Origin of the sequence: Priestia sp. AB, from assembly GCF_028369225.1 — a bacterium.
GTDB classification, from domain to species: Bacteria; Bacillota; Bacilli; order Bacillales; family Bacillaceae_H; genus Priestia; species Priestia megaterium.
The window spans coordinates 803,016-818,402 of record NZ_JAQMYN010000001.1 but is presented as its reverse complement, the minus strand read 5'-3'; the positions used below and the strand labels follow the sequence as shown (position 1 = coordinate 818,402).

16 protein-coding genes are annotated in these 15,387 nt (G+C 38.6%); 3 read left to right on the top strand and 13 right to left on the bottom strand.

The annotated features are described in order from the left end of the window. Positions 1-26: 26 nt before the first annotated feature. Both POF52_RS04160 and POF52_RS04155 read right to left on the bottom strand, forming a co-directional pair. Positions 27-521: a metal-dependent hydrolase gene (locus POF52_RS04160; RefSeq protein WP_228459494.1), complete on the bottom strand. Its 495-nt coding sequence runs from the start codon at positions 519-521 to the stop codon at positions 27-29. Positions 522-628: 107 nt separating this feature from the next. Beyond that, positions 629-796 (bottom strand): hypothetical protein, encoded by a 168-nt coding sequence (locus tag POF52_RS04155; RefSeq protein ID WP_013058761.1) that lies wholly within the window; start codon positions 794-796, stop codon positions 629-631. Positions 797-919: 123 nt separating this feature from the next. On the opposite strand from POF52_RS04155, the gene POF52_RS04150 reads away from it, so the two are divergent. After that, positions 920-1,162: a hypothetical protein gene (locus POF52_RS04150; protein WP_074893304.1), complete on the top strand. Its 243-nt coding sequence runs from the start codon at positions 920-922 to the stop codon at positions 1,160-1,162. Positions 1,163-1,198: 36 nt separating this feature from the next. On the opposite strand, the gene POF52_RS04145 is transcribed toward POF52_RS04150, so the two are convergent. From POF52_RS04145 to gabT, 3 genes are all read right to left on the bottom strand, one after another. Then, a complete protein-coding gene (locus POF52_RS04145; protein ID WP_271989960.1) occupies positions 1,199-2,623 on the bottom strand; it encodes an NAD-dependent succinate-semialdehyde dehydrogenase in 1,425 nt (474 codons plus the stop codon). Between the two features lie 31 nt (positions 2,624-2,654). After that, positions 2,655-4,025 carry a sigma-54 interaction domain-containing protein gene (locus POF52_RS04140; protein WP_271989957.1) on the bottom strand — a complete coding sequence of 457 codons (1,371 nt, stop codon included), beginning with the start codon at positions 4,023-4,025 and terminating at the stop codon, positions 2,655-2,657. A gap of 148 nt (positions 4,026-4,173) precedes the next feature. After that, positions 4,174-5,529 carry a 4-aminobutyrate--2-oxoglutarate transaminase gene (gene gabT / locus POF52_RS04135; protein WP_014458523.1) on the bottom strand — a complete coding sequence of 452 codons (1,356 nt, stop codon included), beginning with the start codon at positions 5,527-5,529 and terminating at the stop codon, positions 4,174-4,176. A gap of 276 nt (positions 5,530-5,805) precedes the next feature. Here gabT and POF52_RS04130 point away from each other — a divergent pair, with 276 nt between their 5' ends. Further along, positions 5,806-6,231: a DUF2621 domain-containing protein gene (locus tag POF52_RS04130; protein ID WP_013058765.1), complete on the top strand. Its 426-nt coding sequence runs from the start codon at positions 5,806-5,808 to the stop codon at positions 6,229-6,231. A gap of 31 nt (positions 6,232-6,262) precedes the next feature. Here POF52_RS04130 and POF52_RS04125 read toward each other — a convergent pair whose 3' ends face one another. The 3 genes from POF52_RS04125 to POF52_RS04115 all read right to left on the bottom strand — a co-directional run bounded on the left by POF52_RS04125 (position 6,263) and on the right by POF52_RS04115 (position 8,334). Further along, positions 6,263-6,754 carry a CcdC family protein gene (locus tag POF52_RS04125; protein ID WP_016765340.1) on the bottom strand — a complete coding sequence of 164 codons (492 nt, stop codon included), beginning with the start codon at positions 6,752-6,754 and terminating at the stop codon, positions 6,263-6,265. A 104-nt stretch (positions 6,755-6,858) separates the two neighbouring features. Then, on the bottom strand, positions 6,859-7,416 hold the full coding sequence (locus POF52_RS04120) for a DUF2179 domain-containing protein (RefSeq protein ID WP_034649310.1): 558 nt from the start codon (positions 7,414-7,416) through the stop codon (positions 6,859-6,861). A 210-nt stretch (positions 7,417-7,626) separates the two neighbouring features. Next, positions 7,627-8,334 carry a cytochrome c biogenesis CcdA family protein gene (locus POF52_RS04115; protein ID WP_176583334.1) on the bottom strand — a complete coding sequence of 236 codons (708 nt, stop codon included), beginning with the start codon at positions 8,332-8,334 and terminating at the stop codon, positions 7,627-7,629. Positions 8,335-8,474: 140 nt separating this feature from the next. On the opposite strand from POF52_RS04115, the gene POF52_RS04110 reads away from it, so the two are divergent. Beyond that, positions 8,475-8,651, top strand: a complete 177-nt coding sequence (locus tag POF52_RS04110) for an aspartyl-phosphate phosphatase Spo0E family protein (protein WP_013084718.1) — start codon at positions 8,475-8,477, stop codon at positions 8,649-8,651. 22 nt (positions 8,652-8,673) lie between these two features. Here the strand turns inward: POF52_RS04110 and POF52_RS04105 are convergent, their stop codons facing one another. From POF52_RS04105 to tkt, 5 genes are all read right to left on the bottom strand, one after another. Beyond that, positions 8,674-10,479 (bottom strand): ABC transporter ATP-binding protein, encoded by a 1,806-nt coding sequence (locus POF52_RS04105; protein WP_271989948.1) that lies wholly within the window; start codon positions 10,477-10,479, stop codon positions 8,674-8,676. After that, positions 10,469-12,232, bottom strand: coding sequence for an ABC transporter transmembrane domain-containing protein (locus POF52_RS04100; protein ID WP_176583336.1), 1,764 nt, complete (start codon positions 12,230-12,232; stop codon positions 10,469-10,471). Before POF52_RS04100 ends, POF52_RS04105 begins: the two co-directional genes overlap by 11 nt. Before the next feature lie 90 nt (positions 12,233-12,322). Beyond that, positions 12,323-12,535, bottom strand: coding sequence for a YneF family protein (locus POF52_RS04095; RefSeq protein WP_013058772.1), 213 nt, complete (start codon positions 12,533-12,535; stop codon positions 12,323-12,325). A 90-nt stretch (positions 12,536-12,625) separates the two neighbouring features. Further along, the gene (sirA, locus tag POF52_RS04090) at positions 12,626-13,066 is read right to left on the bottom strand and encodes a sporulation inhibitor of replication protein SirA (protein ID WP_013084721.1); all 441 of its coding nucleotides are present in this window, start codon (positions 13,064-13,066) and stop codon (positions 12,626-12,628) included. Between the two features lie 149 nt (positions 13,067-13,215). Next, positions 13,216-15,222, bottom strand: coding sequence for a transketolase (tkt, locus tag POF52_RS04085; protein WP_013058774.1), 2,007 nt, complete (start codon positions 15,220-15,222; stop codon positions 13,216-13,218). Positions 15,223-15,387 lie beyond the last annotated feature (165 nt).

The window sequence follows — 15,387 nt, the reverse complement described above, 5'->3', positions numbered from 1 at the left end:
CTGAGTAAATCAGATGGCTTCTTTCTTTAAAACAGCTGGGTGTACAGCTGATACTTATAAAGCATATAAAAACTTCCTATCACTGCCAGGTAAAAGATGAGAGTCTCTGCTCCACCACCTGTTTCATATGTTAAAGGAGGCTTAAACTTCTTCTTGCTAAGAGGAGAGAAAAAAGGTACCCCTCGTTTAGAAAAGAAATCTCCAAGAATATGAAAAGCGTATCCATAGGCTATCCCTAATGTAAAATCGTTGTTATACATCGTATGTAAATAAAAAATAAGTCCACTTGCAAGAATAGAATGCGTAATACCTCGGTGTCCAAAAATAGATTTAATGACTTTTGCGAGACCAAGAGATCTTCTACCAATATATGAATTTGGTTCATCAATATCAGGAAGCAGCGCTCCAATCGCAATGCCTACAACATAAGGAAATGTAAACGAAGCGTCTCCTGTTATAGCCACACCGGCACCGGCAGCAATCGATGTTGCAATATGTGTGTGATATCTCAAATATGCCACCTTCTTTCTTTTTCAACTTAAGGCAAGCACCGTGACCAAAATCATACATATGTTCGCCCAACGTTAACTATAAGTGAAGGTGGTAAAAATGTCAAAATAATCTATAGTTACGTAAACTGCAGACCGACTAACCCGATAAGCATCACAAGAAAACTAATAAGAGTACCCTTTCCATTTTTCTTTGCTCTTCCATCTTTTTTGACAATGGAATAAATCCACGTACTCGAATACACGGCGAATCCAAGAAAACCAAATAACGTAATATATGTAAACATGCCGAAACTCCTTTGCTTGTCATTACTATTAACTATACGAGATTTTATAAAAAAAACAAAGTAGTATGATGGCTTGTTTAATATCTCTTTCTTTTTCTTATACTAAGAAGAGGAGGGATGGCTATGCACCAAAAGCAGTTGGAAGATATATTTGACTTTTATGGACTGAGCGAGGTTTATCGAGGCAAATTTGAAGATGTTGAACACCACTGGTTATTTAAAGACGCCGAGCCAACTATACTAGAAGATTTTTTAAATTCTCACGATTGCGAAGACCTTGAATGCTGTACTCTAGAAGAATTTTGTTTTTTATTCATGAATTTTCAATCAATCCATGCACAAATTCCCCACGTGTACTATTACTAAAAAAGTGATTTCGCAGGAAAGCGAAATCACTTTTTATTAAAAGCCTAAAGAAATATATTTTACTTCCAAATATTCTTCAATTCCGTAATGTCCGCCTTCACGTCCAAGTCCACTTTCTTTAAAGCCGCCAAACGGCGCTTGTGGTGTAGAAGGTAGTCCATCATTTAACCCTACAATACCATATTCTAAAGCTTCAGCAATACGAATAGCTTCTGAAATATTTTCAGTGAACACATAGGCTGCTAATCCGTAAGGAGAGTTATTTGCACGGCGAATAACTTCTTCTTCTGTTTGATACGTCGCAATTGGAGCAATTGGTCCGAATGTTTCTTCGTACATACAAAGCATGTCATCCGTTGCACCATCTACAACCGTAGGCTCAACAAAAAGCCCGCTTCCCTCTTCGCGTACAGCCCCTCCAGTTAAGACATTTCCACCCTTTGCTACAACATCATCTAAGTGGCGCTTTACTTTTTCTAACGCTTTTTCATCGATTAAAGGTCCGATATCCGTACCTTCTTCTAAACCGTTTCCGACTTTCAGCTGACTAACAGCCGCTGCAAACTGCTCTGCGAATGGTTTAGCAATAGACTCGTGCACGTAGATGCGGTTTGTACATACGCATGTTTGACCAGCGTTACGGAATTTAGAAGCAATTGCATTTGTTACTGCTTTGTCTAAATCAGCATTTGCTGTTACGATAAACGGAGCGTGTCCGCCTAACTCTAAAGACACTTTTTTAACCGTATCAGCTGCTCCGCGCATTAACAGTTTACCTACTTCTGTAGAGCCCGTAAACGATAGTTTACGTACGCGTCCATCTTGAAGCCACGCTTCTCCAATCGCTTTTGCATCTCCCGTAACTACATTAATTACGCCTTTTGGAATACCCGCTTCCTGTGCAAGCTCTGCTAGTCGAAGAGCCGTTAGTGGCGTTTGTTCTGCGGGTTTAATAACCGCTGTACATCCAGCTGCTAAAGCTGGGGCTACTTTACGCGTAATCATAGCTGCCGGGAAGTTCCAAGGCGTAATAGCTGCCATGACTCCCACAGGCTGCTTATGAGCAAATAATCGTTTATTAGGAGAAGAAGCTGGAATTGTTTCTCCGTAAATGCGTTTGCCTTCTTCTGCGTACCATGAAACAAATCCGTTGGCATAGCCAATTTCACCTTTTGCTTCTTTAAGAGGCTTACCTTGCTCAACTGTCATTATTTCAGCAAGTTCATCCGTGTGTTCTTCGATCAGCTGATGCCATTTAAATAATAATTTACCGCGCTCTTCTGCTGTTTTTTTAGACCATGTTTGAAACGCTTCATAGGCAGCATCTGCTGCTAGCTTCGCTTCTTTTTCTCCACCTTTTGCAACAGCAGCCACTACTTCATTTGTTGCTGGATTTACCACTTCATATGCATCATTTGCTGAAACAAATTCTCCGTTAATATATAAGTTTGCTTGCTTCATATTTCTTCACTCCCTGCTTAAATTTATCTACTCAATATTCTGTGCTGTCCGAAACGTACTTTCGAATTTTACGACTGGCTTGCGATTGGCTAATACCAAGCTGTTCTGCTACTTTGTAAGACGACCTATGCTGTTCAAACGCCTTGATGACCATTTCTTTCTCCACATGTTCAATCATTTCAGGAAGCGTATGCAAAGGTGGATCGATAGCAAACTCTTTTGCAAATGGCAAGTCTTTAAGCGTAATCATTTCTTCTCCTGTAACAACCAGGCGCTCAATGATATTTTCCACTTCGCGAACGTTTCCTTTCCATTCCTGTCCTAAAAATGCATCTAATGCCTTTGGTGATAAGCGTACATTACGTTCATATACCGTATTAAAATGATGAAGAAACTGATAGACAAGAGGCAGAATATCTTCTTTTCGCTCTCGTAAAGGTGGAATCGTAATTGGCACCACGTTAAGTCGATAGTACAAATCACGTCTAAACTTTCCTTCTTCGACCATTTGCTCCAGATTTTGATTCGTAGCAGCAATAATTCGTACGTCTATTGATACTGCTCTTGTTGAACCCACGGGACGAATTGTACGGTCTTGCAGCACGTGGAGCAACTTACTTTGTGCTGAAAGAGAAAGTTCACCAATCTCATCTAGAAAAAGCGTGCCTTCGTTCGAAAGCTCAATGATCCCTTTTTTCCCTTCTCGAAATGCTCCAGTGAACGTACCGCCTTCATAGCCAAATAGCTCTGATTCAATAAGCTGTTCAGGAAGCGCTGCACAATTAAGCTCATGATAAGGCTGCTGCTTTCTGGTACTAAGCTGGTGAAGCAGTTTTGCTACTCTGCTTTTTCCTACCCCTGTTTCTCCAAGTAAAAGAACGGTTGTATTTACAGAAGCAACTCGTTGAATGGTCGAAAAAACTTTTTTCATCGCTTCGCTTTTTGTCACGATGCCTTCTAAATCGACGGATTCGTTTAACTCTTTTTTATAGTTTTCAAGCTGTTCTTCCATCTCTTCCACTTTTCGTTTTAATTCCATTAAGTCTGTGAGATCTCGAGAATAGCTAATAACGCTTTTCAATTGCCCGTCATTGGTGAATACTGGCCTTGTCCGCACATGAAGATACCGGCCTGAGTTTGTTTTTTGAACCAATTCAATTGCTTGATTAGATTCAATCACCTTTAACGTGGCCGAAGGATAAAAGATCCCCATTTCCTGAAGTTCTTTTACGTGCTTTCCAATAAAATCTTCCACTTTCAAAGCATAGTTTTTTTCACACTCTGAATTTACAACTAATACATATCCATTTGCATCAGTTACAAAGATTTCATCAAATGATGACTCAAATATATCGTAAAGTTCGTCGTTAATTTGCTGAATATGCTTTTTATGAATGGTCATTTGAATCACCTTTTCGTCAAAAAATAATTATTATTTTATTTTATCAGAAAATGAAAAATCTATAAATAGAGTGTCCAAACATACCCATTCTTTGTGATTCATGAAGAATGAGTGAAGAGTTCTCTCTTCACTCATGTCTCACTTTCTCTTACACTTCAACCGTTTGCTGTACGCTTGCTTCTAGTGCTGCTTCAAAAATAGCTAAGCCTTCTTCTAACTGCTCATCTGTAATAACAATCGGCATTAAGATACGAAGAACGTTTCCAAATACTCCTGCGCTAAGCAGTAATAATCCACGCTTGTTTGCTTCTTTTACGATACGCTGTGTGAGCTCCTTGTCCGCTTCTTTTGTTTCACGGTCTTTTACAAGCTCGATAGCAGACATAGCACCTAATCCGCGGATATCACCGATACAGTCATATTTTTCTGCTAGTTTTTCAAATCGTGATGTTACCACTTTTCCAAGGTACTCACCGCGTTCGTTTAGCTTTTCTTCTTCAATGATATCAAGTACAGCTAAAGCTGCTTCACATCCAAGAGGACTTCCGCAATACGTTCCGCCAAGCTCACCAGGATTAGATTCATCCATGATTTCAGCACGGCCAATGACACCGCTGATTGGTACGCCAGCTCCTAATGATTTTGATACCGTAATTAAATCAGGCTCAACGTCAAAATGTTCAATACCGAAGTAGCGGCCTGTACGTGCAAATCCTGCTTGAATTTCATCTGATACAAATAAAATTCCGTGCTCTTTACATAATTGATACACTTCTTGCACAAAACGTTTACCTGGAACAATGAAACCACCTTCACCTTGAATCGGCTCCATTACAACAGCTGCAATCGTTTCCGGTGCTACTTCTGTATTTAAGAAGTTTTTGAATTCTGTAATCATGAAATCTTCGTATGCTTCAACTGATAACCCTTGTGGACGGCGATACTCATAAGGATATGGAGCTTTGTATACTTCAGGAGCAAACGGTCCAAATTCATATTTATATGGTTTTACTTTACTTGTCATTGTCATTGTCATTAATGTACGGCCATGGAAACCGCGGTTAAAGGAAATAATTCCTTGGCGCTTTGTATATTTACGAGCAATTTTCACTGCGTTTTCTACAGCTTCTGCTCCGCTATTTAAAAGTAATACTTTCTTGTCAAATTCACCCGGTGCAATTGCCGCTAATCTTTCTGCAAGCTCTACGTATGACTCATACATCATTACGTTAAATCCCGTGTGAATAAAACGGTCTACTTGTTTGTGAAGCGCTTCTTTTACTTTTGGATGACTGTGCCCTACATTGATTGTGCCAATTGCGCCTACGAAATCAATAAACGTATTGCCATCGACATCTTTAACGATCGCCCCTTCAGCCGTATCAGCAAATGTCGGAATGCCATAACTTACACCTTTCGGAATGGCACGGTGTCTTCTATCTAATAATTGCTTTGCATTTTCTCCCGGTAAATTTGTTGCTACTTTGCTAAAAGTTTGACTCATTTTTTATCTTCCTCTCATATTAAATAATTCTTCAATTAGTTTATATGCAAAAAACGTGCCAACTTTTAAAAAGCTGAAAAATAAGCATTTTTAGATAATTCTAACGATATTTCACTCATCAATAAGTCTATATAAACTTATTGATGAGTCAAAAAAGACTTTCCTCTCGCATAAAGTACAGGAATTTTATATTGCCATAAAAGGAACAAGGCTTTTATAATAAATGTATAAATATAGTAATGTTAGGATTGACCTCTTTATAAAGGAGTGAAAAATATGCTAGAGGGCTGGTTTTTATGGGTTATTTTATTTTGGGTGGTCTTTTTAATGAGCATGTTTGCTATCGGCGGATTTTTTATGTTCAGGAAATTTTTAAAGCGCTTACCAAAAGAAGACGGCATGTCTGAGCTTGATTGGCAAGATCACTATCTTTCCAAAACCGTCCACCTTTGGTCAGCGGATCAAAAGCAGCTATTAAACGTTCTTGTTGAACCAGTACCTGAACTATTTCGCGATGTAGCCAAACAAAAAATTGCGGGAAAAATTGGGGAACTCGCAATTGAGGAACAAGCAGCCTCTATAACGGAAGACTTAATCGTACGTGGATACATTTTAGCTACGCCTAAACGTGATCATAAATTTTTATTAAAAACATTAAAAAAGCAAAAAATAGATGCCGTCCCTTACCAGCATTTATTTTAAACTAAAAAAGGTGGCTGCGCAGCCACCTTTTTTAGTTTAATATCGTTGTATTCCCAAGACGATCATTATGCAGCTTTCGTTCGAGCTTTTTGTACGATGTGTACATAGCAATGCGCCACGGTACAATCATACCAAATGCTAAAATCCAGAACATACCGCCAAGCTGGCCAACATCAATTGAAGAACTTAAATATATTTTCATTGCAATCCGAATAATAAGCAAACCAATAATAATGAATGCAAAAGCTTTTGAACGCTTCAAGTAAATATGATCGTCACGAATTTCAAATTTAGACGTTTTAATTAACAGGATTGAGAAAATCATGCCTGCTATTAACGCCTCAAGCAGTTCTGCACCCGTTACTCGAAACATTGGAAAGATAAACATTAATGCTCCCGTACTCATAAAAAAAGGCGGAAGTATAATTTTTTTTGCATTCGTTGGTTTATCAGCAGCTTTCATTCGAATAACTAATATGAAAGAAGCCATAAAAATTGCGACAAGTGTTGAAGCAATAACCAATGAAATCCTTCCTTTACTATAGTTTAGTGTTTGCTTATATTATAATCCAAAAAACATCAGAAGTAAAAGTGCAACAAAAAAACAAAAGAGTGTCTCTTCTGTTTTTATTTAGTAGAGGTAAGATCCGCTTTTGCTTTTTGCTTTTGTTTTTGCTTTTTCATTGATTTTAGTAAGAACCCGCCTTTAAATTTACGCGGCTCGTATGAAATAATGAAAGCACGAGGCTCATATTCTTCAATGAATGCTAATAGCTCTTCTTCTCTACTTCTTTTTGTTAAAATGTCTAATCTATAGCGTGCACTGTCTCTTCCTTCTCCTTGATAAACAGTAACACCAAAACCTTCCTGTCGAAGGCGGTTAATCAACTCTTCATTTTTAGTCATAAGGTTAACTAAGAATGTTGTATATCCAATAGCAAGTCTAGATTCGATATAACTTCCAAGGATAATTCCCACTCCAAACCCAACTGCATATACAACCATAGCAAGCGTGCTTTGATCTCCTGAAAATACAAGAGATAAACCAAATACATAAATTAACGCTTCAACAAATCCAAAAACCGAGGCATACATACTCATACCTTTGACTAAAAAAATTGTGCGTAGCGTCAAGATCGGTACATAGATCAGTTGCAAAAGCAAGATTAACAAAATATCTTTCAATTTATACACCTCTTTTTAACAATTAAAAATATGACGATTTCATTGTATCACTCCGTATTTATAGAAGATATAGTAAAAATAAATTTTTTCTATATATTTTTTACATCATATTCTTGTATATTTCCTAAGAGCAAAAGTAACTATTTTATCTTTTGAAAAATAAAAAGAATCTGCCAATTCTCAGATTCTTTTTTGTATCATCTTCCCTTTTTAAAAGCCCGTAAACCCTCCAAATACGCTCGTTGTATAAATAATAATTTTTGTCATCCAGTCAAAATACAAAATAAATCCCATACCAATCATTGCATATCCGCCAACTTTCATCATGGAATTCATATGTTTTTTTAACCAGTTCATTTTCCCAATAAAAAACGTCATAATAAAAAACGGAATAGAAAATCCAAGTGAATAAGCTATCATATACAAAAGGCCAGAGCCTGGGTTTGTCGCTGCAAGCGCCATAACTGATACTAAAATAGGGCCCGTGCACGGAGTCCAGCCCGCAGCAAAAGCTATACCAATAAAAGAAGAACCTAAGAGTCCAGCCGGCTTATTTGCGAATTTAAGCTTGTGTTCCTGCATAAGAATTCGAGGCTTAAAAATCCCTAGTACAACTAGACCAAAGAAAATAATAAGAATAGCGCCAATCTGCCGAATTAAATCCTTATAGTTAAAAAACCACTGACCAATAAAAGAAGTCGCAAAGCCAATCATAATGAAAATAACAGAAAACCCCAATAGAAAAAATGCTGTGTGAATAAAAGCTTTGCGCTGATGTGACTTAGCGCCTTCCTTTAGCTCGCTAACTGAAACTCCCGTTATGTACGATAAAAAAGCTGGGTACAAAGGCAAACAGCAGGGTGAAATAAAGGATAAAAACCCCGCACCAAATGCCAAAAACAAATTTAAATCTCCCACATTTCCCACTTCCCTTTTTTTGTTCTTTTTGTTCTTTTTCGTTACCATTTTGTAACCAAATTGTCTTATCTCACTTCTTTCAAATAGTACCATTATCTTGTATAATTAGGTAAACGACTTGTTAGAAGGGATACATAGCATTGGCCAAAAAAGATATTCTATTAGCGATTGAAAAGAAACGAGAAGAACTCATCCGCATAGTCCGAGTAAGTGGATTAAACTCTCCACCTGCTATTAAACATAGTCAAGAATTAGATCATTTATTAAACGTTTACAATGAATTCCCTGCTCAAACAACAGAAACAACCTCTTCATGAAGGTTGTTTCTTTTTTTTACCTTCACTCTATCAATTCTGTATAAATCTCTTTTACTCCTGTTTCTTTGCTGAAATTCTCTTCTTTTTCACTGTGCTGAAGCTGATACATATTATAGTACAAACCGCCTTTGTTTAGCAGTTCAGTATGTGTGCCTTTTTCGACGATTTTCCCTTTATGCAGTACTAAAATACAGTCGGCGTGTTGAATAGTGGATAAACGATGGGCAATCGCAATTGTTGTACGGCCTTTTCCCATATCTCTTAACACTTCTTGAATCGCTTCTTCTGTTTGTGTATCAATGTGTGCTGTTGCTTCATCAAGAATAAGGATTTTAGGATTCCGGATGACCGTTCTTGCAAATGCTAAGAGCTGACGCTGGCCGCTTGATAAAGTGGAACCTCTTTCGACTAGCACTTCATTATACTTATTTGGAAGGGCTTCGATAAATGCATGAGCTTGCACAAATTCCGCCGCTGCTTTTACTTGTTCATCAGAAAAATGGTCTTCGTGCAGCGTAATATTTCGTTTTATGGTATCTGCAAATAAAAAAGCATCTTGAAGCACTAGCCCTACCTCATCTCGAAGCTGTTTATTTGAAAAAGACGATAGCGGTTTATTATCGATCAAAATGTCTCCTTTTTGCTGCTCATAAAAACGCATTAATAAATTAATGATGGAGCTTTTCCCGCTTCCTGTATGGCCTACTAAAGCCACTGTTTCTCCTTCGTTTACCGTAAACGATATATCAGAAAGTACATCTCGAACACCATCATAGGAAAACGTTACGTTTCTGAATTCTACCGTTCCTTTTTGTACCCCCTGCTTTTGTTCTCCTGTCATGACTGGATTTTTTTCTTTTTCATCCATCAAGTCAAATACCCGAGAGGCTGATACCATCGCTTGCTGATACATAGAGAGACGCTGCATCATTTCATTAACAGGCTCAAAAAAACGATCCAAGTAGTTGATAAACGCGTAAAGAACACCAATTTTAACAGGACTGTCAGCTACGGAAATACCAAAATAACTGAGCACAAGAATAACGGCTAAAATGTAAAGAATTTCGACTGCCGGCCTTAGCAGCAAACCATCCAACTTAATATTGCGCATCCCCGCTTTGTAATGTTCATCATTGATTTCTTCAAATTCCGAGCGCAGCCGCTTTTCTTGACGAAATAGCTGAATAATAGACATGCCTTGCAAAGACTCATGAAGCTTGGCATTTAACTGGCTTAGTTTCTCTCGAAGCTGTCCGTAGTAAATAGCGCTGTAATGCTGATAAAGCTTCATAAGTCCCCAAATGAACGGGAGAAGAACTAAACAATAAAAAGCCAGCTTCATATCTAGCATAAACATGGCTATAAAAATACCGACCAAAAATACCCCATTTTGAATAAAAACCGCGATGACTTCCACAAACATTTCTTTCATGGCTTCCGTGTCATTTGTAATTCGAGATACCAGGCTTCCCGTGGGCGTGTTGTCAAAAAAGCGAAGAGCCAGGCGATGAACATGAGAAAAAACGTCAATTCGAATCTGCTGAATAATTTGAAGCGCAATTTTTTGGAACTGCAGAAGCTGAAAGTATTGAACGACAATTTTTAAAAGCTGTAAAAGCAAATAACTGCTAGCCAGCCACACAAGAGGCTGAAGAGGCAAATACTTAGGAGTTAAATAATCGTCAATGAAAATTTTAATCAAAATGGGCCCTAATAAATCCGCAGCCGTAGCAATTAATAATAGTGTGAACGCTAAAAAAAATGATTTTTTATGCGGAATTGTATAGCGAAACAGACGTTTATGTACCGAAGAATGCTCAATTTTCATTTTTCGTCTCTCCTTCTTCTACCGCACGTTCAAGCTGCTGTCTATCGTACATATCCTGGTACCAGCCGCTCACGCTAAGCAGTTCCTCATGAGTTCCTCGCTGAATAATTTTCCCTTTATCAAATACAAGAATCAGGTCTGCATGAGTAACCGAGCTCAGCCGATGCGCTGTAATAATCGTTGTTCGATTTTGACGTTTCTGCTTCAGCGCTTGTAAAATACCCGCTTCCGTTTTTCCATCTACCGCTGATAGCGAGTCGTCTAAAATTAAAAGCTCAGGATCTAATAGAAGAGCTCTTGCAATCGAGATACGCTGTTTTTGTCCACCCGATAATGAAACGCCTTTTTCGCCTACTATTGTTTGATAGCCATCTGTAAAATCGAGAATGTCTCTATGTACATTGGCAACCTTAGCCGCTTCTTTAATCTCTTGATTGCTTGCTTCTCTTTTTCCAAAAGCGATATTATCAGCAACTGTTGTTGAAAACAAAAAGTGATCTTGAGGAACATATCCAATGCTTTTGTACAATGAATCAAAAGCATAGTCTTTAATGTCTTTTCCTCCCCATAAAACAGCTCCGTCTCTTACATCAAATTCACGAAGCAGCAGCTTTAAAATCGTGGTTTTCCCAGCACCCGTCTTTCCGACAATCCCTAACGTTTGACCGCGAGAAAGTGTAAAATAAATTTCGTTTAACGTATATGCGTCTTCTTTACCATACGAAAACCTATGAATAACAGCTTCAATATTTCCTGTTGGCATTTCAGCACTAGGATGCGCTGCTTCTTCAATCGAATTTTCTTCTTTTAATAAAGAAAATACCCTGTCATATGATGCTCTTCCTCGTTCTACAATATTAAATAGCCAGCCAAACGCGAGCATCGGCCAAATAAGAAGGCCCAAATAAGTTGTAAAGGTAACAAGCTGACCCAGTGTTAACTCTTCACTAATAACCATCTTGCTGCCAAAAATAAGAGCAAGTAAAAAAGAAAGTGCTACAATAATCGAAATGGTCGGATCAAACAATGCATCTACTCGGGCTACTTTCATGTTCTTTTGCACAACATCTGCAGACTTAATGCGAAATTCTTCGACATCAGCTGCTTCTTCCCCAAACGTCTTAATGACTTTAATTCCGCTAATGCTTTCTTGAACCTTATCATTTAAAGTAGAAAATGCTGCTTGTGCGTGATGAAACCGCGCATGAAGCAATGTACCATAGTAACTTGTTAAAACGGCCATAAGCGGCATAGGAATAAGGCAAATAAGCGTTAATTTCCAGCTGATTGTGAGGGCCATTGTGCATAGAACAAGCCCTCCTGTGACAATGGAATCCACGAGTGTCAAAACGCCCGAACCTGCAGTTTGTTGGATAGCTTGAATATCGTTTGTTGCATGGGCCATCAGATCCCCAATTCGCCGCCGTTGATAAAAGGCCTGATTCATCTTGGTAAAATGAGTGTAGAGGGTATTTCTCAGCTGCTTGGCTAGTTTAACAGATGAACCAAATATCATAATACGCCATATGTATCTTGTGAAATAGGCCACCACAGCAGCTCCTAGCAAAATGCCAACCATCTGCATTAAGCGCTTTCCATTCAGCGTCCCTTCTTTAATGCCATCTACCGTTAAACCAATAATTTTAGGCGGGAGAAGTTCTAATGCTGCCACAATAATGAGCAGCGCTATCCCCGTTATGTAAGACTTTTTTTCCTGTTTGAAAAACCACCATAACTCTCGAAAAATTTTCATCGTATCCCCCTAGCCCCACAACTATTTTCTTATCTCTATCATAAAACAAAAGACACCCTTCTGAATAGAGAGTGTCTGTCCAATTAACCATTATTTAATTTGGCCGTTCATTGCTTTCATCATTTGGTTAATTTTTTTCTGCGATGGTTTCATGCCCATTTGCATCATCATCATTTTTAACATTTGTTCATTAATTGGTGGATTTTTCTTCAGATAGCTCATCATATACTTACGAGCAATGAAAAATCCTAGCGCTATCCCAACAATTAATGCTAGAACACCAACTAGAATATACATTCCCATGGTATTACTTCCTCCTTCGTGTTGTCTAACTTACAGTGTACTAGACCATACGCTATTATACAATATTTCCGTTCCAATTTCCTTAAATAATTACACAAATTTTCTTGTTTTCACAGGCCTCAGCCAGCCGTATTCATCCGTTCCATAATTCACTGCTAAAAAACAAGGATCTAGCTTGCGTAATACTTCAAAAAAAGCTGTCTCAGCATCAACATTGCCATCTCCTTCAATTGTTATACAGCGATTCGTTAATTTTATAGATGCTCGACTTTTTTTATGAGGATATTCCAGCACAAACGTCTCTTGATGAGTAAAAAAATGAGGATAATGAGAAAACGCCTGAAGCAATTCTCGTTGAATAAATGAAATGGGCAGTTGGCGAGTAATGTAATGAACTTGTTTTTGTAGGTGCGTTTCCTGCAAGTGACGTTTCATTCTATATTCAATCAGCAGCTGATAAATGAGCTTTTCTCTTCGAAAATAGGATGATGCAACTTCTTCCTCCATTAAATATACTTCATACGTTCTCACGATTCATCCTCCCTTTCGGCTCGTTCTTTTTTGTACCATTATACCGAATGGTGTACGCAATGCTTGTCTATCGATGAAAAAATTCCTTTGTTTTTTTGTCGAAAAAAAAGAGCAGACCACAGGAGTCCGCTCTTTCTTATGAAAAAGAATTATGCATTAAGCAAGCTTTTCACTTTTGCTACTACATTTTCAACTGTAAAACCAAATTCTTTCATGATTGTTTCACCAGGAGCAGATGCACCGAAGTGATTAATACCAAGAACTTGTCCTTCGTCTCCAACATAGCGTTCCCAGCCAAGTGTAGAAGCCATTTCAATACCTAAACGTTTTTTCACTGATTTAGGGATAACACTTTCTTTGTACTCAGCAGATTGCTCTTCGAAACGGTCCCATGCAGGCATACTTACTACAGATACGTCAATACCTTCTGCAGCTAATGCTTTTTGTGCTTCTACTGCTAGGCTTACTTCAGAGCCTGTTGCAAGTATTAATGCATCCGCTTGGTCTTTACCAGCTTTAGATACAACGTACGCACCTTTAGACACGCCTTCGTATGCATTTTCTTTTGTACCTTCAAGCGTTGGCAAGTTTTGACGAGTCAATACAAGCGCCGTTGGGCGGTCAGTTGACTCTAATGCTAAGCGCCATGCAGCAGCTGTTTCATTTGCATCTGCAGGACGAACCACTGAAAGACCTGGCATTGCACGAAGTGATGGCAATTGTTCAATTGGCTCATGTGTTGGGCCGTCTTCTCCAACTGCGATACTGTCATGTGTGAATACATATGTTACAGGAAGCTTCATTAAAGCTGCTAAGCGAATTGCTGGGCGAAGATAATCAGAGAATACAAAGAATGTTCCTCCGAATACTTTTACACCGCCGTGTAGAGCCATACCGTTTAATGCAGCTCCCATTGCAAATTCGCGTACACCAAACCAGATATTACGTCCGCTGTAATCAGCTGCAGTGAAGTCTTCTGAACCTTTAATCATTGTTTTATTTGAGCCAGCTAAGTCAGCTGAACCGCCGAAGAATTGAGGTACAGCTTGTGCTACTGCGTTTAATACTTCTCCAGAAGAAGCACGGCTAGCTAGGCTTGAACCCGTTTCGTATGCTGGAAGCGTTTCTTCCCAGCCTTCCGGTAACTTTCCTTCTACTGCTAGTTCAAATTGACGACCTAGTTCAGGGTATTTTTCTTTATACTGTGCAAATACATCGTTCCATTCGTTTTCTTTCTTTTGGCCATCTTCAGCAATTGTAGCTTTGAAGTGAGCATACACTTCTTCTGGCACATAGAAATCTTCTTCAAATGTCCATGCATAAGCTTCTTTTGTTAATTTTGTTTCATCGGAACCTAATGGAGAACCGTGCACGCCAGAAGTACCCGCGTGGTTTGGAGAACCAAATCCGATTGTTGTTTTTACTTCAATTAGTGTTGGGCGTGTTAAATCGCCTTTTGCTTCTTCAATTGCGTTTGCAATCGCTGTCAAGTCATTGCCGTCTTCAACGCGGATTACTTGCCATCCGTAAGCTTTGAAACGATCTTCTACGTTTTCAGAGAACGAGCGATCTAAATCTCCGTCTAAAGAAATATCATTTGAATCGTATAAAACAACTAAACGTCCTAATTTTAAATGTGCTGCTAATGAAGCTGCTTCAGCAGATACACCTTCCATTAAGTCTCCGTCACCACAAATACCATACGTAAAGTGGTCTACAATTTCTAAACCTTCTTTGTTGTATGTTTCAGCTAAATGACGTTCTGCCATTGCTTTACCAACAGCCATTGCAATACCTTGTCCTAGTGGGCCAGTTGTTGCATCAACACCTGCTGTATGACCGAACTCTGGATGACCTGGTGTTTTACTTCCCCATTGACGGAAGTTTTTAAGGTCTTCAATTGATAAGTCATATCCAGCTAAATGAAGCAAGCTGTATAATAGTGCCGATCCGTGCCCTGCTGATAATACAAAGCGGTCACGGTTGAACCAGTTTGGATTCTTTGGATTGATGTTCATAAATTTTGTCCACAATGTATATGCCATTGGAGCAGCTCCCATTGGCATACCTGGGTGACCTGAATTTGCTTTTTCAATCGCATCGATTGATAAAGTACGAATTGTTGCAATCGAAAGATCTTCAATACGTTGTGTCATACTCTTCATTCCTTTCAAAACTATGTACATATGTTATCATACTAATGATTTGCTTATTTGTACAATACTTGAACCAAAAAATTTTCCACTTTTACAGTTTTTGTGTGCCTTATTAAAAATATACAAAAAACTAGAGGGAACACTCCTCTAGTTTTACTAGAACGT

What these genes read in the sequence shown, in the direction of transcription:
- POF52_RS04155 (WP_013058761.1), bottom strand. Translation starts at nt 796, where the DNA reads ATGTTTACATATATTACGTTATTTGGTTTTCTTGGATTCGCCGTGTAT.
- POF52_RS04150 (WP_074893304.1), top strand. Translation starts at nt 920, where the DNA reads ATGCACCAAAAGCAGTTGGAAGATATATTTGACTTTTATGGACTGAGC.
- POF52_RS04145 (WP_271989960.1), bottom strand. Translation starts at nt 2,623, where the DNA reads ATGAAGCAAGCAAACTTATATATTAACGGAGAATTTGTTTCAGCAAAT.
- POF52_RS04140 (WP_271989957.1), bottom strand. Translation starts at nt 4,025, where the DNA reads ATGACCATTCATAAAAAGCATATTCAGCAAATTAACGACGAACTTTAC.
- gabT (WP_014458523.1), bottom strand. Translation starts at nt 5,529, where the DNA reads ATGAGTCAAACTTTTAGCAAAGTAGCAACAAATTTACCGGGAGAAAAT.
- POF52_RS04130 (WP_013058765.1), top strand. Translation starts at nt 5,806, where the DNA reads ATGCTAGAGGGCTGGTTTTTATGGGTTATTTTATTTTGGGTGGTCTTT.
- POF52_RS04105 (WP_271989948.1), bottom strand. Translation starts at nt 10,479, where the DNA reads ATGAAAATTGAGCATTCTTCGGTACATAAACGTCTGTTTCGCTATACA.
- POF52_RS04100 (WP_176583336.1), bottom strand. Translation starts at nt 12,232, where the DNA reads ATGAAAATTTTTCGAGAGTTATGGTGGTTTTTCAAACAGGAAAAAAAG.
- POF52_RS04095 (WP_013058772.1), bottom strand. Translation starts at nt 12,535, where the DNA reads ATGGGAATGTATATTCTAGTTGGTGTTCTAGCATTAATTGTTGGGATA.
- tkt (WP_013058774.1), bottom strand. Translation starts at nt 15,222, where the DNA reads ATGACACAACGTATTGAAGATCTTTCGATTGCAACAATTCGTACTTTA.